At 44.7% G+C, this 24,072-nt stretch carries 26 protein-coding genes and 2 riboswitches; of the genes, 21 read left to right on the top strand and 5 right to left on the bottom strand.

The window, feature by feature from the left end:
* Positions 1-312: 312 nt before the first annotated feature.
* Both CCC71_RS08835 and CCC71_RS08830 read left to right on the top strand, forming a co-directional pair.
* On the top strand, positions 313-663 hold the full coding sequence (locus CCC71_RS08835; protein ID WP_226974254.1) for a type II toxin-antitoxin system RelE/ParE family toxin: 351 nt from the start codon (positions 313-315) through the stop codon (positions 661-663).
* Positions 653-1,048 carry a helix-turn-helix domain-containing protein gene (locus CCC71_RS08830; protein WP_021840970.1) on the top strand — a complete coding sequence of 132 codons (396 nt, stop codon included), beginning with the start codon at positions 653-655 and terminating at the stop codon, positions 1,046-1,048. The genes CCC71_RS08835 and CCC71_RS08830 overlap by 11 nt, the downstream gene beginning before the upstream one ends.
* Positions 1,049-1,172: 124 nt before the next feature.
* Here CCC71_RS08830 and CCC71_RS08825 read toward each other — a convergent pair whose 3' ends face one another.
* The 3 genes from CCC71_RS08825 to CCC71_RS08815 form a co-directional block, all read right to left on the bottom strand.
* Positions 1,173-2,453 (bottom strand): L-lactate MFS transporter, encoded by a 1,281-nt coding sequence (locus tag CCC71_RS08825; protein WP_226974253.1) that lies wholly within the window; start codon positions 2,451-2,453, stop codon positions 1,173-1,175.
* Between the two features lie 148 nt (positions 2,454-2,601).
* Positions 2,602-2,683: riboswitch (ZMP/ZTP riboswitch) on the bottom strand.
* 214 nt (positions 2,684-2,897) lie between these two features.
* Positions 2,898-3,827, bottom strand: a complete 930-nt coding sequence (fba, locus tag CCC71_RS08820; RefSeq protein ID WP_021840972.1) for a class II fructose-1,6-bisphosphate aldolase — start codon at positions 3,825-3,827, stop codon at positions 2,898-2,900.
* A 154-nt stretch (positions 3,828-3,981) separates the two neighbouring features.
* Complete coding sequence (locus CCC71_RS08815; RefSeq protein WP_226974252.1) at positions 3,982-4,956, bottom strand: RluA family pseudouridine synthase; 975 nt, start codon at positions 4,954-4,956, stop codon at positions 3,982-3,984.
* A 218-nt stretch (positions 4,957-5,174) separates the two neighbouring features.
* Here CCC71_RS08815 and CCC71_RS08810 point away from each other — a divergent pair, with 218 nt between their 5' ends.
* The 11 genes from CCC71_RS08810 to CCC71_RS08760 all read left to right on the top strand — a co-directional run bounded on the left by CCC71_RS08810 (position 5,175) and on the right by CCC71_RS08760 (position 14,226).
* On the top strand, positions 5,175-5,669 hold the full coding sequence (locus CCC71_RS08810; protein WP_295785166.1) for a YajQ family cyclic di-GMP-binding protein: 495 nt from the start codon (positions 5,175-5,177) through the stop codon (positions 5,667-5,669).
* Positions 5,670-5,754: 85 nt separating this feature from the next.
* Positions 5,755-6,873 (top strand): cobalt-precorrin-5B (C(1))-methyltransferase CbiD, encoded by a 1,119-nt coding sequence (gene cbiD / locus CCC71_RS08805; protein WP_156705947.1) that lies wholly within the window; start codon positions 5,755-5,757, stop codon positions 6,871-6,873.
* Positions 6,849-7,475: a precorrin-6y C5,15-methyltransferase (decarboxylating) subunit CbiE gene (gene cbiE / locus CCC71_RS08800; protein WP_021840975.1), complete on the top strand. Its 627-nt coding sequence runs from the start codon at positions 6,849-6,851 to the stop codon at positions 7,473-7,475. Before cbiD ends, cbiE begins: the two co-directional genes overlap by 25 nt.
* Before the next feature lie 64 nt (positions 7,476-7,539).
* Complete coding sequence (gene cbiT / locus CCC71_RS08795) at positions 7,540-8,124, top strand: precorrin-6Y C5,15-methyltransferase (decarboxylating) subunit CbiT (protein WP_021840976.1); 585 nt, start codon at positions 7,540-7,542, stop codon at positions 8,122-8,124.
* Between the two features lie 170 nt (positions 8,125-8,294).
* Positions 8,295-9,074: a precorrin-4 C(11)-methyltransferase gene (cobM, locus tag CCC71_RS08790; protein ID WP_156705951.1), complete on the top strand. Its 780-nt coding sequence runs from the start codon at positions 8,295-8,297 to the stop codon at positions 9,072-9,074.
* A gap of 8 nt (positions 9,075-9,082) precedes the next feature.
* Complete coding sequence (locus tag CCC71_RS08785) at positions 9,083-10,186, top strand: cobalt-precorrin 5A hydrolase (RefSeq protein ID WP_021840978.1); 1,104 nt, start codon at positions 9,083-9,085, stop codon at positions 10,184-10,186.
* 29 nt (positions 10,187-10,215) lie between these two features.
* Complete coding sequence (gene cobJ, locus CCC71_RS08780) at positions 10,216-10,905, top strand: precorrin-3B C(17)-methyltransferase (RefSeq protein WP_021840979.1); 690 nt, start codon at positions 10,216-10,218, stop codon at positions 10,903-10,905.
* Positions 10,902-11,693: a precorrin-6A reductase gene (cobK, locus tag CCC71_RS08775; RefSeq protein ID WP_295282099.1), complete on the top strand. Its 792-nt coding sequence runs from the start codon at positions 10,902-10,904 to the stop codon at positions 11,691-11,693. The genes cobJ and cobK overlap by 4 nt, the downstream gene beginning before the upstream one ends.
* Positions 11,680-12,354, top strand: coding sequence for a precorrin-8X methylmutase (locus CCC71_RS08770; protein ID WP_021840981.1), 675 nt, complete (start codon positions 11,680-11,682; stop codon positions 12,352-12,354). The genes cobK and CCC71_RS08770 overlap by 14 nt, the downstream gene beginning before the upstream one ends.
* Positions 12,347-13,393, top strand: coding sequence for a FecCD family ABC transporter permease (locus CCC71_RS08765; RefSeq protein ID WP_021840982.1), 1,047 nt, complete (start codon positions 12,347-12,349; stop codon positions 13,391-13,393). Before CCC71_RS08770 ends, CCC71_RS08765 begins: the two co-directional genes overlap by 8 nt.
* Entirely contained in the window at positions 13,393-14,226 is an 834-nt protein-coding gene (locus CCC71_RS08760) for an ABC transporter ATP-binding protein (RefSeq protein WP_319016761.1), read from the top strand. The genes CCC71_RS08765 and CCC71_RS08760 overlap by 1 nt, the downstream gene beginning before the upstream one ends.
* Positions 14,227-14,381: 155 nt before the next feature.
* Here the strand turns inward: CCC71_RS08760 and CCC71_RS08755 are convergent, their stop codons facing one another.
* Together CCC71_RS08755 and CCC71_RS08750 are read right to left on the bottom strand one after the other, a co-directional pair.
* Entirely contained in the window at positions 14,382-15,332 is a 951-nt protein-coding gene (locus tag CCC71_RS08755; RefSeq protein ID WP_156705090.1) for an ABC transporter substrate-binding protein, read from the bottom strand.
* Positions 15,333-15,702: 370 nt separating this feature from the next.
* A complete protein-coding gene (locus tag CCC71_RS08750; RefSeq protein ID WP_021840985.1) occupies positions 15,703-16,722 on the bottom strand; it encodes a sirohydrochlorin cobaltochelatase in 1,020 nt (339 codons plus the stop codon).
* Positions 16,723-16,964: 242 nt separating this feature from the next.
* Positions 16,965-17,133: riboswitch (cobalamin riboswitch) on the bottom strand.
* A gap of 270 nt (positions 17,134-17,403) precedes the next feature.
* Here CCC71_RS08750 and CCC71_RS08745 point away from each other — a divergent pair.
* The 8 genes from CCC71_RS08745 (at position 17,404) to CCC71_RS08710 (ending at position 23,988) form a co-directional block, all read left to right on the top strand.
* On the top strand, positions 17,404-17,721 hold the full coding sequence (locus CCC71_RS08745) for a hypothetical protein (RefSeq protein ID WP_021840987.1): 318 nt from the start codon (positions 17,404-17,406) through the stop codon (positions 17,719-17,721).
* Positions 17,722-18,224: 503 nt separating this feature from the next.
* Positions 18,225-19,097, top strand: a complete 873-nt coding sequence (locus CCC71_RS08740) for a sirohydrochlorin cobaltochelatase (RefSeq protein ID WP_226974247.1) — start codon at positions 18,225-18,227, stop codon at positions 19,095-19,097.
* A 62-nt stretch (positions 19,098-19,159) separates the two neighbouring features.
* Positions 19,160-20,014 (top strand): sirohydrochlorin cobaltochelatase, encoded by an 855-nt coding sequence (locus CCC71_RS08735; protein WP_156705094.1) that lies wholly within the window; start codon positions 19,160-19,162, stop codon positions 20,012-20,014.
* Positions 20,015-20,124: 110 nt separating this feature from the next.
* Positions 20,125-20,832 carry a precorrin-2 C(20)-methyltransferase gene (cobI, locus tag CCC71_RS08730; RefSeq protein WP_021840990.1) on the top strand — a complete coding sequence of 236 codons (708 nt, stop codon included), beginning with the start codon at positions 20,125-20,127 and terminating at the stop codon, positions 20,830-20,832.
* A gap of 4 nt (positions 20,833-20,836) precedes the next feature.
* Positions 20,837-22,228, top strand: a complete 1,392-nt coding sequence (locus CCC71_RS08725; RefSeq protein ID WP_226974246.1) for a cobyrinate a,c-diamide synthase — start codon at positions 20,837-20,839, stop codon at positions 22,226-22,228.
* Between the two features lies 1 nt (position 22,229).
* Positions 22,230-22,889 (top strand): cob(I)yrinic acid a,c-diamide adenosyltransferase, encoded by a 660-nt coding sequence (gene cobO, locus CCC71_RS08720; RefSeq protein ID WP_021840992.1) that lies wholly within the window; start codon positions 22,230-22,232, stop codon positions 22,887-22,889.
* Between the two features lie 165 nt (positions 22,890-23,054).
* Entirely contained in the window at positions 23,055-23,447 is a 393-nt protein-coding gene (locus CCC71_RS08715; RefSeq protein ID WP_040770711.1) for a class II SORL domain-containing protein, read from the top strand.
* Positions 23,448-23,712: 265 nt separating this feature from the next.
* Positions 23,713-23,988, top strand: a complete 276-nt coding sequence (locus CCC71_RS08710) for a thioredoxin family protein (RefSeq protein ID WP_021840994.1) — start codon at positions 23,713-23,715, stop codon at positions 23,986-23,988.
* Positions 23,989-24,072 lie beyond the last annotated feature (84 nt).

Here is a 24,072-nt window from a genome sequence, read left to right as displayed (position 1 = left end):
CTTGATATTCATATGGTAGTTAATGTTTATAATGTCTATAATGTCTATTTGAGGCTGTATTAAACTTCAGCCTATCAATATTAATTTTAACATACATTCGAGTACAGTGCATTAGGATTTTGAGAAAGAAGGGGGCTTTTTAAGTGAGTCATACCATTGGTATGAATTAGCAGGAGTTTTATACTGTAAATTAGAAAGTAGTCTTTAGATAAAAGTTTAGGGATTTTAGTTTAATAACTTTTTAGTTATTGAATTTTGATAACTTTTGAGTTATTATATGATTAAGGGGAGCATTTAATGAATTAAATTTACTTGTATAAAACTAAGTCTGGAAAGATTCCTGTCTTAGAATATTTGCAATCATTAGCTGAACGTAAGGATAAGGATAGCAGAATAAAACTTAATAAAATAAGGGATTATATTAAAGTTTTACAAAATCGGGGCGTTGCGGCTGGAATGCCGTATATACGACATATTGAGGGAGAGATTTATGAATTGCGCCCCATAAGAGATAGGATATTATTTTTCACTATGCAAGATGGTAAATATATCTTGTTACATCATTTTATGAAAAAGGCTCAGAAGACGCCTAAAAAAGAAATTGAAAAAGCATATAGAGAAATAGAAGAAATAAAAAGGGGTGAATTATCATATGAAGAATAAAGCAATTGGTCCCGCTTGGGAAGATGTCGAGAAGCAGTTATATACTCCTGAAGAAATAGGGGCCAGTGATTTACGCGCGGCGATTATGTGTGAACTGATTGATGCTCGTAACGAGAAAGGTATTAGTCAGAAAAAATTAGAAGTATTAAGCGGCGTAAAACAACCGGTGATTGCCAGAATGGAAGCAGGGACAACGAGCCCTCGACTAGATACGGTATTAAAGGTTCTCGCTGCATTGGGAAAAACGTTAAAAATTGTACCAATTAATAATCAAGATGGTGATTCGGTAAATCAAACTAAGACTTATCAGTATGATCCTAAGGTTTTAGGTGTGCCGAAAATATCTGAAGGTAACACAGCAGAGTATAATTTAGATAAGAAATAAGAAATGGCTACAACATAATGCAGATGAGATCTACATTGTGCTGTAGCCATATTTAATATATTTAGTTATTTAGTATGCAAGTGTAACTATGTCTAAATACTTAATTGTAAGAAGAATGTATTTTTTACGCATTCAAAGCGTCGCCATTTTTAATATCAACAACTTTTTCTTCCGCTTCAAAGTGATGATCTTTAGTGAACACTTTGAGTGCCACAGCCACGGCCAAGTTCAAAACGAACAAGGCGCTGAACACGAAGAGCGGACCGCTATAGCTGTTGGTGCTTTCACGAAGGAAGGACACGAGCATAGGACCGGCGATACCGGCGAAGCCCCAAGCGGTTAATACACGGCCGTGAATGGCGCTGAGCGCTTTGGTGCCGAATAAGTCACTAAGATAAGCCGGCATGCAAGCAAAACCGCCGCCGTAGCAAGTAATAATAGCGAACACGAGGAACTGGAAGAAGAAGGAGTTGCTCGTATGGCCGAGGGCAAAGAAGGCCAAGATTTCGATGAGGAAGAACAACATGTAGGTAAATGGTCGACCGATGTAATCGGAGATAGTGGACCAGCCGATGCGGCCGAGACCGTTTAAGAGACCGATGATACCAACCATGGAAGCCGCTTCTGTAGCGTTCATGCCAACGATTTCCTGCGCCATTGGGGAAGCAACCGCCAATAAACCGATACCACAGGTGATGTTGATGAAGAAGATCCACCATAAAGCGCTGAACTGCCAAGTTTTCATGGCTTCGTGAGCATTCATGCCGCGGTTGAAAATAGATTTTTTCGGAGTTTCAGTTTTGGCACCATCTTTAGAATCGGCAACAGTAGTCGTAGTAGCCGTTGTCGGTGGTTTTAAGTATAACGACGAGAGCGTCATGATGATGATGTACGCCACGCCGAGGATTTGGAATGTTTGCACCAAGCTGTAGGCGGCCGTTAAGTATTGCATTAACGGACCGGCGATTAAGGCTGCAAAGCCGAAGCCCATGATGGCAAGGCCGGTGGCAAAACCGCGATTGTGCGGGAAGTATTTCACGAGGGTCGAAACCGGTGTGATATAACCGACGCCGAGACCGACACCGCCGATGACACCGTAGAAGATATAGAGCAAGGTCAAGCTGCTTTGCTCTAAGGCGTAAGCCGTACCTAACATGCCGATACCGAAGAAGAGGGTACTCAACAAGCCACTCTTTTTAGGACCGATTTTTTCAGCAAAACTGCCTAATAAACCGGCGGAAAGACCGAGGAATAAAATAGCTAAAGAAAAAGTCCAAGTTGTTTCTTTAAGGGACCAGCCCATGGCCGCCATGATAGGTCGTGTCAACACGCTCCAAGCATAGACACTGCCGATAGAAATGTGAATTCCGATAGCCGCCAAGGCAATTAACCAACGATTTCGCATATAATCATCCTTTCTGTAATGAAAGAAGCTGCTCAAAGTCTTTTTTAAAAGAGTTATTATACTTTTAAAAATTAGGCTTACATAGTAGTCTTTTGATGATTGAAAGGCCCTTAAAGGCTTTCAAAATATGCAAAAGACCGCCTGAGCAATCTTCTGCCCAGACGGTCGGCGTTTCTTCGCATACAATACACGTGGTTAATTCCACTAATCCGTCAGCATTGTATGTTGTTCTTTATTGTGAGGTCATTATAACAATAAAAAAGGGAGCAGTCAATCTGAAAAATTAGATAAACTGCCCCTTTTTAGTTATGCATATTATGCTAAAAAAACACAAGAAAATCAGTGATATAGCGTCATATAGCTTTCTTATTATCGATTAATTTTCAGGCTGCTCGGTAGTTAATGTGCAGTGGATTTTAAATAACTGTTGCCTGAGAGTTACGATTATAATTTGCCGGAAGAACCCAATACATCTTTAATTTTGTGCTGTACCATGCCTTTAATAGCATCGCGAGCAGGGCCCAAGTATTTACGAGGGTCGAATTCGGATGGATTTTCCACGAAGAATTCGCGAATGGAGGCGGTCATAGCTAGGCGAAGGTCGGTGTCGATGTTGATTTTACATACGGACATGGACGCTGCTTTGCGAAGCATTTCTTCAGGAACGCCTTGCGCGCCCGGAATGTTGCCGCCGTATTTGTTGCATTTTTCAACAAATTCAGGAAGTACGGTGGACGCACCGTGTAAAACGATAGGGAAACCAGGCAACAATTTGCCGACTTTTTCCAAACGTTCGAAGTCGAGGTACGGTTCGCCTTTGAATTTGTAAGCGCCGTGGCTGGTACCGATGGCGATAGCTAAGGAGTCAACGCCGGTACGTTCTACGAATTCGGCAGCCTGATCGGGATCGGTGAAGAGCGCGTCTTTTTCACTTACGTTTACGTCGTCTTCAACACCGGCCAAACGACCTAATTCGCCTTCTACTACTACGCCGTGTGCGTGAGCATATTCAACAACCTTTTTAGTCAAGGCCACGTTAGTTTCGAAATCGTGTTTGGAGCCGTCGATCATAACGGAGGTGAAACCGCCGTCGATACAGGATTTACAGATTTCAAAATCATCACCGTGGTCAAGATGTAATGCGATTGGTAAGCCCGTGTCTTCAAGCGCGGCTTCAACCAATTTCACAAGATAAATGTGTTTTGCATATTTGCGGGCACCGGCGGATACTTGAAGAATCAACGGAGATTGTTCTTCTTTAGCCGCATCAACGATACCTTGTACAATTTCCATGTTGTTAACGTTGAATGCACCAATAGCATAACCGCCTTCATAGGCTTTTTTAAACATGTCTGTTGTTGAAACTAATGGCATAGTATTTCCTCCTTGTAATGGAATACTGATAACTGATAAGGAATGTCATACATCAAGTTAAGTATAGCAAGAAGAACCTGAAAGGGCTACTGCTATTTATGCATAATAGAAGGGCTCTATGGCGGCGGCCACATGGGGGACGAGCGAATTTTTGTCAAAAAGAAATCTTGTTGTGCTCTAAGTACTGTGAAATCAAGGGTTCCCAGGCTGTCGGCAGCGGTGCGGTCACGTTCATGAACGTATGCGTCATAGGGTGGACAAATTGTAGCCCAATGGCATGGAGAGCTTGCTTTTCGAGTAAATCGAGGGAGCCGCCGTAAAGATCGTCGCCTACCAGGGGGAACCCTAAGTGAGACATGTGGACGCGGATTTGATGGGTGCGGCCGGTGTGTAATACAAAGCGAACGTGGGAGAGCCGTTTGTGGCGGGCGACGCAGGTAATGTCCGTATGAGCGGCTTTGCCGTCAGGACTTACGGTGCGCTCGATGATGCTCTCTTCTTTGCGGGCAATGGGCCAGTGGATGGTGGCAAAATTGGCCGGAAAAAAGCCGTCACACAGAGCTTCGTAGATTTTGCGAATGGGCGCGTGCGTTTTGGTAAAACTGTGCTGCACCAAGGCATTCTTCGCGATGATGACAAGGCCTGACGTGTCTTTATCAAGGCGATGCACCGGGTGAAAAGCGGCCTGCGTTTGATTCGTTTTTTCAAAATAATGGATGAGCGCATTGGCGACGGTGTGAAAACGCTCGGTCGAGGTGGGATGCATGAGGAGTCCCGTCGGTTTGTTGATGATGAGCAGGTGCTCGTCTTCGTAGATGATGGGAATGTCATACGCCCAAGGGATAAAGGTGGGCTCTTCTTTTGGTAAGTAAATAGTTACCTTATCGCCCGGCACAACGAGGCTATGCCAGGAGGCGGCTTTCTGATTCACATAGACAATGCCGTCCGTGCGCAGGCGACGCCGCATAGCTTGAGAAACGCCGGCCTGACGCACTAAGTGGTTAATAGAGAGCCGTCTTGTTTTGCCCTTATTTGAGGGCGAGGGCGTTGAATCCGCTACGACTAAGGTCAACAGCGGCTCACCGTTTACTATATTCTTTTTTTCAGTTGGAGCTGTAGTATCTGGCATAATAGGCGTGCTTTCTTGATTTTTTATTACAATAACTTGATTTTTCTAATACGATTTAGTTGTAGTTATATGTATATTGTAACCTATTTTAGTCTATTTGTTTTGTCAGGTATAAAAAAATTTCATACAAAGTTCAATTTTCCAAACCTTTCTATGTGAGGAACGGGGCCTATATGATATAATAATAGTACTATTTAAAAAGCAAAGGAGGCACATATATGGCCAAAGATTGTTCGTTTGACGTAGTGTCGGAAGTAAATATGCAAGAAGTTGATAACGCGGTAAACCAAGCTAAAAAAGAAATCGGTACCCGTTATGATTTTCGCGGCAGCAAATCTGAAATCAGCCTTGAAGGGGAAACCATTAAGGTGATTTCTGATGATGAATATAAATTAAACGCCGTAATCGACGTTGTTAAAGGCAAGATGGTTAAGCGTAATGTAGCGCTTAAAAATCTTGATTACGTTAAAGTAGAACCTGCTTCGGGAGCTACCGTTCGTCAGGTGATTACCATTAAAAAAGGGATTTCCAAAGAAACCGCCAAAGATGTGGTTAAATTAATCAAAAACATGAAACTTAAAGTAACGGCGCAAATCATGGAAGATCAAGTGCGCGTTACGGGCAAAGATAAAGACTCCTTACAGGAAGTTATCCAAATGTTGAAACAACAGGATTTGCCGGTAGAATTGCAATTTGTAAATTTCCGCTCCTAAGTAGAGCCCTAAAGAGCAGCGACATTATGCTGCTCTTTACCATGATATCAAGTTGTGAAAGATTCTTTCACCGAAGGAGGTATGAATGGATATAGAGGCTATGCGTGGCGGTTATACGACCGGCTCCTGTGCCACCGCCGGCATGAAGGCGGCCTTGATGGCATTGCTATCGGAAGAGTATCCCTCCCGTGTGACGGTGATTAATCCGCAGGATACACCCATTGATGTGCCCATTAAGTCGGTAGAGGTCATATCTGATACGGAAGCTCGGGGCACGGTTGTTAAAGACGGCGGCGACGATCCGGATGTAACGCACGGCACCGATGTGGTGACGACGGTGCAATTGACGACTGACGGCGAGCTTCAGTTCCGCGCCGGTTTTGGTGTCGGTACGGTGACGAAACCGGGCCTTGCTATGCCACCGGGGGAACCGGCTATCAATCCGGGACCGCGTACCATGATGACCACCGTGTTCAAAGAGTTTTGCACGGCCGGTCAGGGCGTTATCGTGACGGTATCGGTGCCAAACGGCGAAGTGTTGGCGAAGAAGACCCTAAACAGTACCCTCGGCATTGAAGGGGGCATTTCCATTATCGGCACCACCGGTATTGTGAAGCCCATGAGTGAAGAAGGGTTTAAAAACTCCTTGGTGCCGCAGCTCACGGTTATGAAGGCGGCCGGCTATGAAACGGCGGTGTTGGTGCCGGGGCGCATCGGTCAGGAATTGGCCAAGAATGTGCTCGGTATCGCTATCAATCAGATGGCGGAAACGTCTAACTTTATCGGCTTTATGCTGGAACAATGTGTAAAAGTCGGTTTTAAAAAGATTGTTATTATCGGTCATATCGGTAAGATTATAAAACTCGCGTCCGGCAGTTTTCACACCCATAATCGCATGAGTGACGGTCGTATGGAAACGCTCGTTGCCTATGCGGCGCTTGACGGTGCGTCGACGGCCGTGGCCAATGAAATTATGGAGTGTCGCACCACGGAAGCGGCTATGCCGATTTTAGCGCGCGAGCATTTGACGAGCGTCTATCAGCGCGTAGCGGACAGAGCGTCTATGCGTTCGGAGCGCTATATTGCGAATGAAGCGGAAGTGGGCATTATTATTGCCACGTTGGACGGCGAAATTTTGGCGGTTGATGAAACGGCGAAACGTATCGGAGGTGAAGAGCATTGGCAAATACCCTCTACGTTGTAGGTATCGGGCCCGGTAATCCGGATTATGTGGTACCGCGCGGCCTCAAATTGATTGCGGACGCTAAGGTACTCGTAGGCAGCGAACGCTCTTTACTGGATTTTGCCCATGAAGGGCAGCTCACGCATTCGGTTACGGGTAAGCTTACGGAGCTGGCTCTTTGGATTGAAGAACAGCTCAAGCGCCATGATGTGGTTGTCATGGTAAGCGGTGACACGGGTTATTACAGCTTGTTGCCGTATTTGAAAAAGAAATTCCCCGATACGCCTATTGATGTGGTGCCGGGCATCAGTTCCATGACTTTTGCCTTTGCGCGCATTGGCGAAGTATGGCAGGATGCTGATTTACTGAGTTTTCACGGCCGTGTGCCGAAGGAAGAGGCGCTTCGCTATGAAGAAGGTCGTAAGCTTGGCTTTTTGACGGATAAAGAACATAATCCGGCGGCCATTGCGCAGATTCTAATGGATCACGGCTGGCCGGCTGATACGAAGTCGGTGGCCTTAGAACGTCTCAGTTATGAAGATGAACGGATTGAACCGGGCACGTTGGCAGAAATTGCCAAATTACCGGGATTTGAACATTCCGTGTTTATTATTTTAGGTTAACCTCGATAGTTAGCTCACAGCATGAACATCGTAAGTGTTAAATTAAAAAACTAAGGAGGTATTCATGCGACATTTTTTCGGCATTGAAGACGAAGAATTTATTCGCGGTGATGTGCCTATGACAAAACGTGAAATTCGGATGGCTGTACTGAATGAAGCGCGCGTACAAGAGGATAGCTATGTGCTTGACGTAGGCGCCGGTACGGGCTCAATTTCCATCGAAGCGGCTTTGGGGGCACCTAAAGGCCATGTATATGCTATTGAACGTTTTGAAAAAGGCATTGAGCTCATTAAAGCGAATGCGGAAAAATTCGGCGTCAATAATTTAACCGTTATAGAAGCTAAAGCGCCGGAAGGGATGGCGGATTTACCGGCCCTTGATGCCATCGTTATCGGTGGCAGTGCGGGTGGTATGGACGCTATTCTCGATGAATCGGAGCGCTTATTAAAACCGGGCGGTCGCCTTGTCGTAACGGCGGTGACGATGGAAACGGGTTATACCATTTTGAAAGCTTTAAAAGGTCGTCCTTTCACCTATGAAGGCTATCAGATGCAGATTAATCGCTTCCGTAAAGCGGGGCCGTATCATTTACTAAACCCGTTAAGTCCTATTTTTATCGTAACGGCGATTAAACAGGCTGACGTTTAAGATTCGAATTATCGAGCCAAAACTATAAAGACTTTGAGCTAAGCCCAAAGTTATATAGATGCTGGATTTAAGATACGAATTATATTATATATTACAATTAAGTTGGCCAGCAGGCCGAGGAGGTAAATCGGAACATGAGTGAAGATAAAACAATGTCAGGCGAGAATGTTATGACGGCGAATCAAGAAGTACCGGTAGTTCATATTGTAGGCGCAGGTCCCGGGGATCCTGAGCTCATTACGCGCAAAGGCTATCGTTTAGTCAGTGAAGCGGATATCGTGATTTATGCCGGCTCTTTGGTAAATCCGGAGATTTTAAAAGCTTGTAAAAAAGATTGTGAAATTCATAACAGCGCGACTATGAATCTGGATGAAGTAATCGAGGTTATTAAACGCGGTGCCGCTGAAGGTAAAGCTATCGTTCGTTTACACACCGGCGACCCTGCTATTTACGGCGCTATTCAGGAACAGATGGATCGTTTGCAAGAATTGGGCATCACTTATGCGGTAGTACCCGGCGTAAGCTCCTTCCTCGCAACGGCAGCTGCTTTGAAGCAGGAATACACGTTGCCGAATGTGTCTCAAACGGTAATTATTACGCGTATGGAAGGCCGTACGCCGATGCCGCCGAAGGAAAAGTTGGCCATGCTCGCTGCTCATGAAGCAACCATGTGTATTTTCCTTAGCGTGCAAATGATGGATAAAGTGGTCGAAGAACTCATCAAAGGCGGCTATAGCCCTAAGACACCGGTTGCGATTGTGGTGAAAGCATCCTGGCCGGATCAACGCATTATTCGCGGTACTTTGGAAACGATTGCGGATATCGTAAGTCAGGAAGGCGTATTGCGCCAGGCCATGATCGTGGTCAGCAAGGTTCTTGACAGTGATTATGAATTGTCAAAATTGTATGACAAAGGCTTCAGTCACATGTACCGCAGTGCGAAGGACTGAGTAGGCTTATGGAATCAATAGCGATTATTTCCGTTACGGTTCATGGCGCCGGATTGGGGCAGAAGTTGCGGCATCATTTTGAAGCAGATTCGAATTATGAGGTGCACTGTTTTGAAAAAGAAGGTCGTGCCAGTGGTGATACTGCCGAATTTTTCAGTTCCATGAAGCCCCATATGGAAACGTGGTTTAAATCGTATGATAAACTGCTTTTTATCATGGCTACGGGCATTGTGGTGCGCATGATTGCCCCATACATTAAGCACAAGTCGGAAGATCCGGCTGTAGTGGTCATGGATGAGCAGGGACATTTTGCCATCAGTTTATTGTCCGGTCATCTCGGCGGTGCCAATGAGTGGACGGCGGATATTGCTCAGTTTGTGGGCGCCACGCCGGTTATCACGACGGCTACGGACGTGAACGGTATTCCCGCACCGGATGTACTGGCCCGCAAACTAGGCTTTAAGGTAGAAGATTTCAGCACGTTGCGAGAAGTTAATTCGGCTCTCGTAGCGGGTGAAAGGGTACCGTATTATATTGACGATACCTTGTTCTTTTTACATGAGTATGAAGCGGTAGCCAAAGCGCAGGGGATTGAACTCATTCGTTTTAATCCGCATACCGTAACGGGCAAGGCTACTTGCGAAACGGGCGGCGAAAATGCAGCGCGCGTAGTCATTACCGATTTATTATTGCCCTTTGGACCGCGCACCTTGGTGCTTAGACCGCCGACAATGACGGTGGGTATCGGCTGTCGCCGTGACACGCCGAAAGAATTGATCTTACATGCCGTTAACGATTCATTGGCCAATGTGAATCGTTCGCCCAAGAGTGTGGCATCTGCCGCATCGGTGATTGTCAAAGCCGATGAAGTGGGATTATTGGCAGCAGTACGAGAGTTACAATGGCCCATTCACTTTTTTACGCAAGAAGAAATGGCGCCTTTCATAGAAGCAAGTCATATTGAAGAATCTAATTTTGTTAAAGAAACGATAGGAGTAGGCAACGTATGCGAAACAACAGCACTATTACAGGCCAAGAGCCAAACATTACTACAAAAGAAAACGGTGTATCCACGAACAACGGTAGCCATCGCCCAGGTACAATCAAAGTAATCGGTATCGGACCGGGCAACGAAGAATTCATGACACCGCAAGCTCGTGAAGCGATTTTGGCGGCTGACCGCGTGGTAGGTTATTTGACATATCTCGACCTCATCGCCGATTTAATTGCGGACAAAGAAAAAGTGGGCACTGCTATGATGCAGGAAGTTGACCGTTGTCAGCAGGCGGTGGATTTAGCCATTGAAGGTCACGAAGTAGTGGTTATTTCCAGTGGTGACTCCGGCATCTACGGTATGGCCGGTCTCGTTATGGAACTGGCCAACAAAGTACCGGCTGAAAACCGTCCGCAAGTGGATATTGTGCCGGGGCTCAGTGCTGTTAATGTGGCAGCGGCCGTATTGGGTGCTCCACTTATGCACGACTTTGCCGTTATTTCTTTGAGCGATCTTATGACACCTTGGGATTTAATTAAAAAACGTGCCGATTTGAGCGCTGAAGGGGATATGGTTATTGCCCTTTACAATCCACGCAGTAAAAAACGCGTTAAACATTTGGACGAAGTGCGAGAATTGGTGCTTAAACATCGCGACCCTAAAACTCCTGTCGGCATTGTTCAAAAAGCGGGTCGTCCGGGTCAGCATATGGTGATTTCCGATTTGGAAAACTTTACTAAAGAAGAAATCGATATGCAGACGTTGGTTATTATCGGCAACAGCCAGACTTATGTTGAAAACGGCCGCATGATTACCCCTCGAGGCTACAAATTATGATTTGGGTCATTGCGGGCACATTAGATGGTCGCAATTTGGCGGTTACCGTTCGTGAAACTACCAAAGAACCCGTATTCGTATCGGTGGTCAGCCAATATGGGGCGCAACTGGCGGCTCATGAAGGGATCGAAGTGCATACGGGGCGCCTCGACAAAGAGGCGATGAAAGAAATTATTGCCGATAAAAAGATTCGTCTTTTAATCGATGCCAGCCATCCGTACGCAGCCGTAGTTACCGCTACGGCGCGGGATGCGGCGGCAGAGATGAATATACCGTTCCTTCGTTTTGAACGCAACGAAGTGCCGCTGCCGGATTATGATAAACTTCATCATGTAAGTAATGAAGTTGAGGCGGCCGCGTTGGCCGGTAAATTGGCAAGCAGCTTGCATAAGCGTGTCTATTTGACAACGGGGAGCAAGACGATGGGGATTTTTGCCAAAGCGGAAGCCCTTCAGGATATTGACGTTTGGACCCGCGTATTGCCGACGGCGGAAGTGCTGGGAATCATGGAAGACCTGGGCGTGTCGCCAAAACGAATTATTGCCATGCAGGGACCGTTCAGTTATGATATGAACAAGGTTATGTTTGCCGATACGAAGGCAGACGTGGTGGTCATGAAAAACTCCGGCCTCGTAGGTGGTTCCGATACGAAGTTACAAGCTGCTATTGATCTAGGTTTACATATCATTGTTATTGATCGTCCGGAGCCTGCCAAAGGGGCTATGACCATTTCCACGGCTCAGGAGTTCTGTGATTTATGGGAGGACAAAACAAGTGGATTACATTAAAAACCCTAAAGCCATTGAAGATAAAAGTATGGAAATCATTTATCCATATGTTAAAGATTTAAACCTCACCGATGATGAAGTGCGCGTATATTCCCGTACTATTCATGCATCGGGTGACGTAGAATACGCGCAGCTCGTTCGTACCAGTCCTGATGCGGTTAAAAAAGGCATTGAAGCGTTGCAGAACGGTGCTCATGTGTATTGCGACGTAGAAATGGTTCGCACCGGCATCAATAAACCGGCGTTGGCTCTTCGCGGCAGTGAAGTGCATTGCCTCATTAAAGATGAAAAAGTGGCTGAATTGGCGAAAGAATTGGGCGTAACACGTTCTATCGCCGCTATGCGTACGTTCGGTAAACAATTGGACGGTCAAATCGTGGCCATCGGTAACGCTCCGACCGCTCTTTATGAAGTGTTGCGTCTCGCTTTGGAAGAAGGGGTTAAACCGGCGCTTATCATCGGTATTCCGGTTGGTTTCGTAGGCGCTGCCGAATCGAAAGATTATTTAATGGAAGTATCTCCGGTACCGTACATTACGGTTAAAGGCAATAAAGGTGGCAGTCCGATTGCCGCTTCCGTGGTAAACGCGCTTCTTTATACGGGCGTAAAACGTGACGGCATGTTGTTTGTCCAAGACAACGAGTCGAAGAAAAATGACTAATCAGAGTAATGATACCAAAAATGGGGCCGAAGTAGGCCAAGTTTTGCCGAATGAGCGGCATCGCAATGTGAAACGAAGTTTTCTGGTCCTTCTCTTTCTGGCCTTAGCCTTGGCGGCCATGGTTATTTCCCTTGTATTCGGTTCCGCCGATATTACGATGGCGAAAATTTGGCATACTTTATGGAGCTCCGAACTCAAGGATACGCAGGAGATGGTTATTTGGAATATCCGTTTTCCTCGTAATATTGTAGCCGCTTTGGTGGGCGCCAATTTGGCCGTAGCCGGCGCTATTTTGCAGGCTGTAATGAAAAATCCGCTGGCAGATCCGCAGATTGTGGGTGTTTCTTCGGGGGCCGGTTTGGCCGGGGTTATAATCCTCATTCTCTTTCCGAGCTGGGAGTATTTAGTGCCTTTAGTGGCCTTCGTTGGCGCTTTGGCGGCAGCTCTCATGGTGTATGCCTTAGCGTGGAAAAACGGGATTCGGCCGACTCGTATTATTTTGGCCGGGGTGGCCGTGGCGGCTTTCTTGGGTTCCGGGATTTCCGCGTTGCTCGTATTCTATGGTGATCGCGTGCAAGGTGCCTTACTCTGGATGGTAGGGGGCCTTTCGGCGCGCAGCTGGCCACAGGTATACCTCTTGGCACCATATACGGTCATCGGCTTGTTGACGGCTTTTTTAGGTTCCCAGCGCTTGACAATTTTAAGTCTTGGTGATGAAACGGCCAAAGGACTTGGTTTACCGGTGGAACAGACCCGTTTTACCATGACGGCGGTGGCTGCGTTCCTCGCTGCCAGTGCAGTTAGTGTGGCCGGTCTTATCGGCTTTGTAGGGCTCGTTATTCCGCATGTAGCCCGCATGCTGATTGGGTCCGATTATAAATTCTTATTGCCGGGCTCAGCTTTTTTAGGGGCTGCAGTACTCGTTATGAGTGATACGTTGGGGCGTGTGCTATTTAGCCCCGTAGAAGTGCCTGTAGGCATTATTATGGCCTTCTTCGGTGCGCCGTTCTTCTTATATTTGTTGCGGAGGGATGCATGATGACTATGAGTAATCAAGCACAAGCCTCGGCAACAACAGCGGTGCCGGCTATTACGGTGAAGGATATAGTGGTCTCTTTTGAGCAAAAAGATGTTTTAAAAGGTATCACTTGGGAGGTACCGACTGATGCCATTACGACACTTATCGGACCGAATGGGTGCGGTAAAAGTACGCTCTTAAAGTGCATTACGGGCAGTGTAAAGCCTATTAGTGGCACGATTTATATTAACGGTCAAAAGGCGTCGTCCTATTCGCCGCGCACGTTGGCACAGCGGATGGCATTTTTGCCGCAGTCGCCGGAAGTACCGCGCGATATGGTGGTGGAAGAGCTTATCTATTGTGGGCGCTTTCCTCATCAAAATTGGTGGCGCAATACGGCCGGTGAAGACCGTCAAGCCGTTGAGAGTGCTATGACTGTAACGAAGACGACGCATTTGCGCAATCAGCCGGTATCGTCTTTGTCCGGCGGGGAACGGCAACGCGTGTGGATTGCCATGGCGTTGGCGCAGGAGCCGGATATTCTTCTCTTGGATGAACCGACGACTTATTTGGATATTAATCATCAGTTTGAAGTGATGGAACTATTGCGCCGTTTGAATCGTGAACAGGGGCTTACGGTTGTCATGGTACTTCATGAATTGAATCAGGCGGCTCGATATTCGGATCAGGTGGCCGTACTTCATGAAGGTCATTTGGCAGCTGTGGGCAGTCCTAAAGAGGTCATGACAGCGGAGCTTCTAAAAACAGTGTTCGCTGTTGATGCTCTCATTGAAGAGGGTCCCGATAACAGCCCGTACATTAAAATTGAAGGGCTTGTGCAGCAGGCAGAATGATCCATGCCCTATAATCCGATTAATCAAGTGAATAAAAAGAGGGATTAACGTATAACGATATAATATCGTCTGTTCGTTAATCCCTCTTTATATTTTCAGTGTTAAATTACATGCGATTTTGCACTGATGTTAATAACTTTTCTTAGGGGCTTAATTTAGAAGGTTACATCGATGCCATAGGCCATTTTAACAAGCTCAGCCATGGCTTCCGGTGTTTGTAAGCCCGGATTCAATAAGAACCAATTCGATGGTAAGTAGAATACTTTACCGTTTTTTACAGCCTTAAGATTTTGCCATGCCGGATTGCCGGTCATTTCTTTTTCCATAGTTTTGGTAATTTCATCTTTTTTACCCATGGTGGAAACAAAAATGATGTCCGGATCGTCGGAAGCGAGCGTTTCTAAGGAGTACGGAATGGTCTTGGCAGATTTATCAAAATCGCCATGTTGTAACACCACATTCTGCATGCCTAATTCTTGAACCATAGCGGCTGTTACGGCTAAGGTAGTTTCAGCGGTTACCGCTTTACCGGTAGCGCGCAACACGGCTACGCGGGCCGGTTGTACATTTTTAACGGCATTTTTGACTTTGTCAATTTTGCTGTTGTACTGGGCAATAACTTCTTTAGCTTTCTCTTCGTGATTGGTCAGTTGGCCTAAGAATTCAATGAGGGGCACATTGTCTTTAATACCGTCATAGGAAATTAAAATATACGGTAATTTATTACTCTGTAATTGGCCTTCAAATTTGCTGTGCTGATTGCTGAGGCCGATTACGAGGTCCGGTTTCAAACCGATAAGTTGCTCCATGTTGATGTTGGCGGTCTGCCCTAAAGAAGGTAATTCTTTGAGGTGAGCGGGCATGTCATCCTGCGTTTCTACGCGGCTGATGGATTTGGCATCAATGGCATCCATGAAATAGAGTAGGGAATTGGCAAGTACCGCAATTCGTTCCGGTTTGGCCGGCACCGTATAGGTTTGATCCTTATAGGTTAAAGTACGGGTGGCTGCGGATGATGTGGAATCGGTTTTACCGCAGCCGGCGAGGATAGCCATAATGACTGTCATCGCCATTACAATAATGGTTAAGCGTGAAAATTTTCTCATAATACACCTGCCTGACAGTAGATAAAAAGTACGTAAAAGTATTACCTGTGAGTAAGCAGGTAATTCATAGCGGTTCCAAAACAAGCTTTAGTAAAATCTGTTTCGCAAACTCATACTTGTACTATACCACAGGTGATGGTGGTTGCCTATGGTTATGTGTTGCGTATGGTTATATGGTGCCTATCGTTATATGGTGCGTATGGCACTTTTATAGATCCAAATATAGCAATTAAAAGAGGCTGTAAGTAAAATGTGATATGCTCTACATTTTATTACAGCCTCCTTATGTATAGAACGCTTTTGGTTGGTCAAAACGTCTTAGCTTGTAAGTGCGTTTTGGCAATAATATGAACCCTTACAGTGTTATATCTTATTTAGCGTCGTTTTGAAGAGCTTGCCAAGCTTCATCGGCATGAGCGGCAAAGAGGTCACGGATTTTCTGGTTTTCACCAAGACCATGGATGTAAGTGTCTACTTTGAAGCCGTCAGCCAACAAGATGGATTTATGGGAATCAGGTTCGTCACCGGACATATCGTTGTTGGCATGGTCGCCGGCTACCATCATGAATGGCATAAGGGTTACATGTTCGATGCCTTTTGCTTTCAATTGAGGAACGATGTCTTCAAGGCTTGGCCATCCTTCTACGGTGTAGATGTAAGTGTTGTGAAGACCGGCCGATTCCAAACGATCTTGGATTACGGAATAGTAAGCGTTGGAAGGATCCGGAGTGCCGTGAGCCATGATAAGTACAGCATCTTTAGGACCTACTTTAGGGAACTGAGTTGCTACAGCTTGTACAGTTTTAGCAATATCGTCAGTTTGACCTTCTTGGCCCATCCAGTACATGAGAGGTGTACCAAATGTCATTTTTTTGAAGTTATGTTTGTACTGATTGTAAACAGCTGTTTTATAGTTGTATTCGATACCAGGGATTACGTCGAGAGTTGCCAAAGCAACGCGAGTGTAACCTTCAGCTTTTAATTGATCGAGTGCTTCTTCAGGCGTAGGGTAGGTGATACCTTCTTTAGCTTTGATACGATCGATAATGATGTGGGAAGTGAAAGCTGTAACTACTTTTACGCCCGGATGTTGTTCTTTAATTTCGTTGATAGTCGCATCGATTGTTTTAGCACGAGTATCAGTGAATGTAGTACCAAAGCTCATTACTACGATAGCATCTTTGTTAGGTGCTTTAGCCAATACAGGATCGGTTGTGTTGTAAGTGCGAACACCGATTTCAGTTGCTTCCAATAATGCAGGGGTAGCAGTTGTTACTTCGTCACTTAATTGGTAAGCAGCGTTTACGTCTGTAGCAAGGAATCCGAAGCCTGTTAAAGCGGCCACTGCTAATGTTGTAGCTAACGTTTTTTTGAAAAAATGTTTACTCATTTCATTCACTCCTCGTGATAAAAAGAAGATAAAAATAAAAACTAAAAATAGAATAAAATAAAATACAAAAACCTCTGCCCACAGGGCAGAGGTAGTATTAATAATCACTAGTTATGCTAAGCACCTGACGTATATTAGTTCATATCAAACTTAATTAAGTCGTTTATGAATTAAAAAAATAATTCCCGGTCAGTGTATAGTACAGGTAGTGACATTGATTAACCTCGCCATCCTTCGTGGGTTATCGGCAATCCATCAAGGCAGGTCTTCTGGCTCAAGTTCAACGCAACAATCACCTTCCCAGAAACTTCCAGTGGTATTTTGATTGTGCTCCCTCTTACAGCGGCGGGACCGCGGCAGCTTCTACTGCTCTTCTCTATTAAGTCGGGCACCTTGAAGGTCGTATTCATTTGATAATCATCATAGCAGAATAAATGTCCACTGTCAATGCAATACCGGGTAGGGTATACTCACTGTGAATGGAAATTACCCGGGTCATATAACTCCTAGGAATAAGGGACTTATTTATGAGTAATAACTTTTGGTTATTTGTGATACACTTTTTTGATTACACATAGGCAAAGGAGTCAAAGTTTGGTACTATGAATAGAGAATGGTGTTCATCATAGGGCAATGTGCTTTATGATAAATAGCTATATATTAACAAAGGAGGTCCATCGTATGGATCAATTTACAAATGGTGCCGGTCCTAATGAACTATCGGAATCGGTATATGAAGTGGCATTTACGCCTGTATTGGAACGTGAAGAGTATCAAGGTGAACCTTTACATTCCAAATTATTAGCTCTTAAAAGCGCCATGGGCGAAGAGGATTTTAACGAATATATTAACAGCTTATTGCGCATTACCTATAATTGCAAACAATTGTGGTTAATTACTAAAAGCGAACGTAAACGTACGTTAATTGAAGGCAAATTTTTACCTATGATTGCTGAGATTTTTGAAGTAGCAGCACCGCGCGTGTTCTCGCAACCATAATTATTATCAATTATAGGCGTAACAATACATTGCTTTTTGATTGAATGAATGACTAAATTAAGAAACTTGATGTATAAAAATTCATGAATGAGGAATATTAATTATTAGATGTTATCTGTATCAATCGTAGACCGTGATTGGTATAGTATTATCTGAATTATTAATATAATACCTGTAAGCAAGTAGTATTCTTTGTAATAGTAATGGGATATAAATTCTCTTTAAATCGATGAAAATAGAAGTGAATCGGTAAAGATAAATATAGTTGATGAAAATATAATTAAATTTCCGATTTATCATTGATAATCATTGATAAGTTTGAAAATGAGAGAAATTCTCATTGACTAAAAATAAAATCTAACGTATCATTATACCAACGAAGAATAATCAACATGTATTTCGAATGTATTCGATAATGTGAAATATGACAGATTTTTGTCAGATTAAGAGGTTCGATTATGGTATAAGTTTAGAGGTATTTTTGATATCGGAGGATTTATAAAATGAGTACAAAGGGTATTATCTTAGCGACATTCGGTTCAATATACGGCGAAGCCGTAGAGAAATCCGTAGGCATAATGGAAGCAAAGATTAAAAAAGCATATCCCGATGCAGTAATTCGCCGTGTCTTTTTGGCGGATGCGCTGGTGGAGAAGTGGAATGAAAAATATGAAAAACCGGTACAATCTTTGGAAGCCGTGTTGGCTGAATTTAAGAATACCGGCGTCCGCGATGTATTTGTTTTACCATTTGCCTTGGTAGCCGATCAATGTTATCAAAAGATGCGTAAAGCTATTGCCGCATTTACCTATAATACTGAACGAAACGCCATGCGCATTCACGTAGGTAAGCCACTCTTAAGTTCTTTAGGTGTAAAAAACTATGCCGATGATTATGTGGCTACCATTGATGCCATTATGAAGCACGTGAATATTCGCGCCTTGAATAAATCCATTTTGCTTATGGCAAACGGCCAAAATCAATTGGAATTCAGTGCTTTGCAGTTAAAATGCTTATACGGTAACGGCCAAAATGTGGCGGTGTTTACATCGAATGGATTCCCTAATTTCAAACAGGCTTTATCTTTATTGGAACGCTTAGATCATAAAGAAGTTTTGGTAGTGCCGTTGGCGCTTATCGGCTCAGAACATTTGATGGACTTCTTAGGTGGCGATCGTTCCGATTCCGTAGCTACTTTGCTTACTGAAGAAGGCTATGGTGTTTCTATTTGGAATGAAGGCTTAGGTGAAAACCCGTTTATTCAAGAGTTATTCTTAAAACATTTAGCCCAGTCCATTCGCATGATTGAGCGTAAACAGCAGGCGCATCAGCAGGCTAAGACGGAAAGCGTAAACCGCTCGAGTATGGCTGTTTAATACGTTAAAATTACATACTAACGGTCCTCGTTTTGGGGACCGTTTTTTTTAAAGGAGGGTGTATGAAGCAAGCTGTTTTAGTAGTCGCTTTTGGCACTACGGTGCCAACGGCACGGATCAATCAAATCGATCCGGTTGTGGATTTTATCAAAAAAGAGTTTAAAGACTATGAAGTTCGTTTAGCTTTTACTTCACGCATTATTGTTAAACGTTTGCGTGAACGGGGCGAAGAAATCGATACGGAGCAGAGTGCCATTGAGGCCTTAATTGCTGAAGACTATGAATCCATTGCGGTGCAACCGCTTCATATGATTGGCGGCGAAGAATTTGATAAATTGAAAGCCAATATAATGGCTTATGAAGGACAAGGTTCTTTGAAACACATTGCTATGGGACGCCCTTTACTGTATTTTATCGGTCAGGAAGAACGACCTGATGACTATGAAGCACTCATTGAGAATTTTATAAAAAAACTTAATGTACCGGCAGAAGAAGGTCTGTTATTGGTCGGTCATGGTGGCATGAGCGTAGGTAACACGGCGTATGCCGCGTTACAGTTGAAATTGTGGCGTGCCGGTCATACCAATGTTCGTGTGACGACCTTGGAATGCTTCCCCGAATTGGAGGATACGGTTATTCCGTGGGAATGGCTTGACGGGAAACGGCCGGGACGCATTCAGGTGCATCCCCTTCTTTTAGTGGCCGGTGATCATGCCTTAAACGATATCTTCGGCGATGAAGATGACAGTGTACAATCCATGTTGGAAGAAGCAGGCTTTGAAGTGGTACGTCATTTGAAGGGACTTGGTGAGTATCGCGGTGTTCAGGAAATATTCGCAGACCACTTAAAAGATGCCATGGCCGGGCGCTATGAAAAACGCAGTTCCCATCGGCCGAGTATTCCTAAGATTAAATAAAAAATACTTGCTCTTTGCGGCAAGTAACGCATACAATAAGAAAGTATTATCTAAGCAAGATTCAATTTCAAGATAGTTTTGTTATCAAGTGTTAAGAAAAGGAGTTTATCATGAAAGGTAAATTATTTGGTATCGGCGTAGGTCCCGGAGATCCGGAATTAATGACTGTCAAAGCAGCTCGTATTGTAGGCGAAGCGGATATTATTATTACGCCAAAAACCGAAAAGAAAGACGGTTCCGTAGCGCTCAACATTGCTAAACCGTATATCCAGGAACATACGGAAATCGTGCCGGTTGTGTTCCCAATGGTGCTTGATGACAATGCGCAGGCTGAAGGTTGGCAGGAAGCCAAAAAAATCATCCTCAGCTATTTGGAAGCCGGTAAGAATGTAGTATTCCTTACTTTGGGCGATCCAATGTTCTACAGTACGTATATGTATGTATATCGTTTGATTGAAAACACCGGTTTTGAAATCGAAACAATTCCGGGCGTAACCGCATTCTGTGCTATCGGTTCCCATTTAGGTTATCCGATTGTAGAAAAGGAAGAAGTGTTGGCTATTGTGCCGGCTACAGCACCTAAAGAGAAAATCGACAAAGTATTGGCAGTTGCCGATGATGCGGTAATCATGAAAGTATATCGCAATTTCCACGAAGTTCAGGAAGTTTTGAAAAAACACGATATGGCTGATGATGCTGTAATGATCAGTCGTGTTGGTCTTGATGGCGAAGAAGTATATCGCGGTCTCGATGAGTTACCGGCTGATTTGAAATTAAACTATTTATCCACTGTATTGGCTAAGCGTAAGGATCGCTAAGACTATGAAATCATATGCTATTCCGAGAGTTGTCATCGCCGGAACAAATTCCGGTGTAGGTAAAACGACCATTGTAGCCGGTTTATTGGCGGCGTATCACGAGCAGGGCAAGGCCGTGCAAGCTTTTAAAGTGGGCCCTGACTATATTGACCCCGGTTTTCATAAACTGGCCAGCGGTCGTGATTGTTACAATTTAGACACATGGTTGGTACCGCCCCATAAAATGAAGCCTTTCTTTGCCGGTATGGCAGGGGATGCGGATTTGGTGATTGTGGAAGGCGTTATGGGCCTCTATGACGGCGGCCGTGAAGGCGTGAGCTCCACCGCAGAAATCGCTAAATCGCTTGATGCACCGGTTATTTTGGTTATTGATTGTAAAGCTATGGGCGAAAGTGCGGCAGCGATTGCCAAGGGCTTTAAAGAGTATGACCCGGCCGTTAATTTGGCGGGCGTCTTGCTCAACCGCATCGGCTCCGACAATCATGAGCATATGATTCGTACAGCTATGGAACGCTTGGGGATTCCCGTTATCGGGGCCATTCGGCGCGATGAACGGATGCATTCGCCGGAACGTCATTTAGGTCTTACGCCGGTGACGGAAACGGATCCGCAATCGGCGTTGACGACGATTCGCGAAGCTGTAAAGGTTAGTGTCGACTTGGATGCATTGGCTAACTTAGCCACGGCGGCGCCAACCTTGATTGTGCCGGAATTGACCGCAAAAGAAGTGACGGGGCCAAAAGCTCGCATCGGGGTAGCCTATGATGAAGCGTTTTCTTTCTATTATCCGGCCAGCTTACAGGCTTTGGCGGCGGAAGGGGCGGATTTGGTTTACTTCAGCCCGCTTACCGATAAAACGTTACCTGATGTAGATGCCTTGCTTTTTGGTGGCGGTTTTCCGGAAATGTTCCTCGAAACACTTAGCGAAAATACAGGCCTCATGGCGGCTATACGGGATGCAGCCGCTGACGGTATGCCGATTTACGCGGAGTGCGGTGGTCTCATGTATCTTTGCGAGTCGGTTACCGATTTTGAAAATATTACCCGTCCTATGGTTGGCCTTGTGCCGGCTAAGACAGTCATGCAGGCTAAATTACAAAAAGTTGGCTATGTAACGGCTACGGCTTTAGGGGATACCTTATTGGCACCTAAAGATGAATCTTTGCGTGGTCATGAGTTCCATTTTTCTACGATGGAATTGTCACCGCAGATTACCGAAGCTGAATTCCCGTGGGCTTTTCATTTCGAAGGGGGCCGCAAATTGCAGTCTTATAAAGGCGGTTACAGCAAAGACAATGTATTGGCCAGCTATTTGCATTTAAACTTTGCCGGTAATGAAGCGGCGGCGGAACGTTTTGTGGCGGCTGCCAAGGCCTATCGTGCCAAGGAGGCTTAGGATGACTGATAAAGTGTTAAAATCCAATACGACGGCTGAAGCTATGTCGGTTGCCACTATGGCGGACGCAACTACCACGGGTGCAACTACAGCGGCTGCAACTGCGACGGCTAAGCCTAGTCGAGGCCTCATTCTGGTCAATACCGGTGACGGCAAGGGCAAAACAACGGCCTCTTTAGGGGTTGCTTTGCGTGCCGTTGGCAATGGTTATCGCGTGCTGATTTTACAGTTTATTAAGGGCGGTCAAGCCTATGGTGAACTGAAAGCAATAGAAGCGCTACAAAAGGCCGGTATGCCTATCGAAATTCGCCCTATGGGTAAAGGCTTTGTTTTTCACAATAAAGAAACTTCGGAGGCTGATTTACAAGCTCATCGGGCAGCGGCTGATAATGCCTGGCAGATGTTGACGGAAGAAGTGATGTCCGATAAATGGGACCTCATAATTTTTGATGAAATCAACTATGCCGTAAAATTTGGCTTATTGCCGGTTGAACAGGTTGTGGACTTATTGAAAACCAAACCGGAGCGCCTTCATGTGGTTCTTACCGGGCGCGATGCGAAGCCGGAGATCGTTGCCATGGCCGATACCGTTACGGAAATGCGCGTAGTTAAGCATGCTTATCAACAGGGCATCAAAGCAGCCAGGGGCATTGAGTTTTAGTAAAATTCATGTCAAAGGCATGTTTATAAATCGAAAAAATTAGTATTTCGTGCTTGAAAAAATCGAGGTAAATGGATATAATTAACTTATAGAGAGTTATTATTAATTTTTACTATAAGAAAGTTCTTATAGGATATATTTTTTATGACCAAGGGGGTTATATCAATGGCAGTAACAAACTATGTAAAATCCGCAGATTTCAAGAATGAAAAACACGTTCCTGTAATTACCGCACCTGATACAGTTAAAGCAGGTGAAAAAGTTCACATTGAATTGGAAGTAGGCAAAGACATTGCGCATCCAAACACAACTGAACATCATATTTCTTGGATCAAATTATACTATGTTGAAGAAGGCACTACGCTTCCTTACGAAGTAGCTCGCCTCGAATTCAACGTACATGGTGAAGCCGCTGCCGGTGCCAACGAAGGCCCTGTATATGCAGAAGCAGCCGGTGTTGTTGTAGCATCCTTCAAAAAATCTGGTAAATTGATTGCTACTTCTTACTGCAATATCCACGGCTTATGGGAATCTGAAAAAGATATCGTTGTTCAATAATAACTTTTTCCGATTTACTTCGTTGTCAATAACAGCGTAAACGAAAGCTATTAGGGGTTGTAACGAAATTGAGTTTTTAGCTCATGTTTTGCTTACAACCCCTTTTTATTGCGTGTGCGTCTTTTATCGCGCTGAAGTAGATTTGCATTATTAAGAACCGGAAGCTTTTGATAGCAAGTGATTTTGAAATGCGAAGTCAGAAAGTTTTTAGATTATTAATACTACGTTATATTGTATATAATGAAAGGAGAGAAAGGAGAGGCCTATGATTTCAATCGTGCAGTACGGTTCCGACACATGTCAGCCTTGTGGCGCTTTAGAGACGAAGCTGGGCGCTTGGGTGAAGGAACAGGAAGGTATTGAGTACAGCTATGTATCGGTGGAATTAGAGCCGGCTAAGGCGGCTCAGCAAGGTGTTTTCACGGTGCCGGCCATTGTTGTGTATATGGATGGCAAGGAAATTACACGTCGCGCCGGTTATTTCAGCCTCGATGAGCTGTTAGCTCAGGTTGAAGATATTAAGACCAGAATAGAAGGCTAATCAAGGAGGGAGAACCATTGCGGTCGGTGTAAAATCGGCTGAAATGTATGTGGACTCAGTACTTTTTTAGTGAACTTGTCTTTA

This window comes from Veillonella sp. LMAG:90 (assembly GCF_008679445.1).
Taxonomy (GTDB): domain Bacteria; phylum Bacillota; class Negativicutes; order Veillonellales; family Veillonellaceae; genus Veillonella_A.
This window is presented reverse-complemented; position numbering and strand designations above follow the sequence as displayed.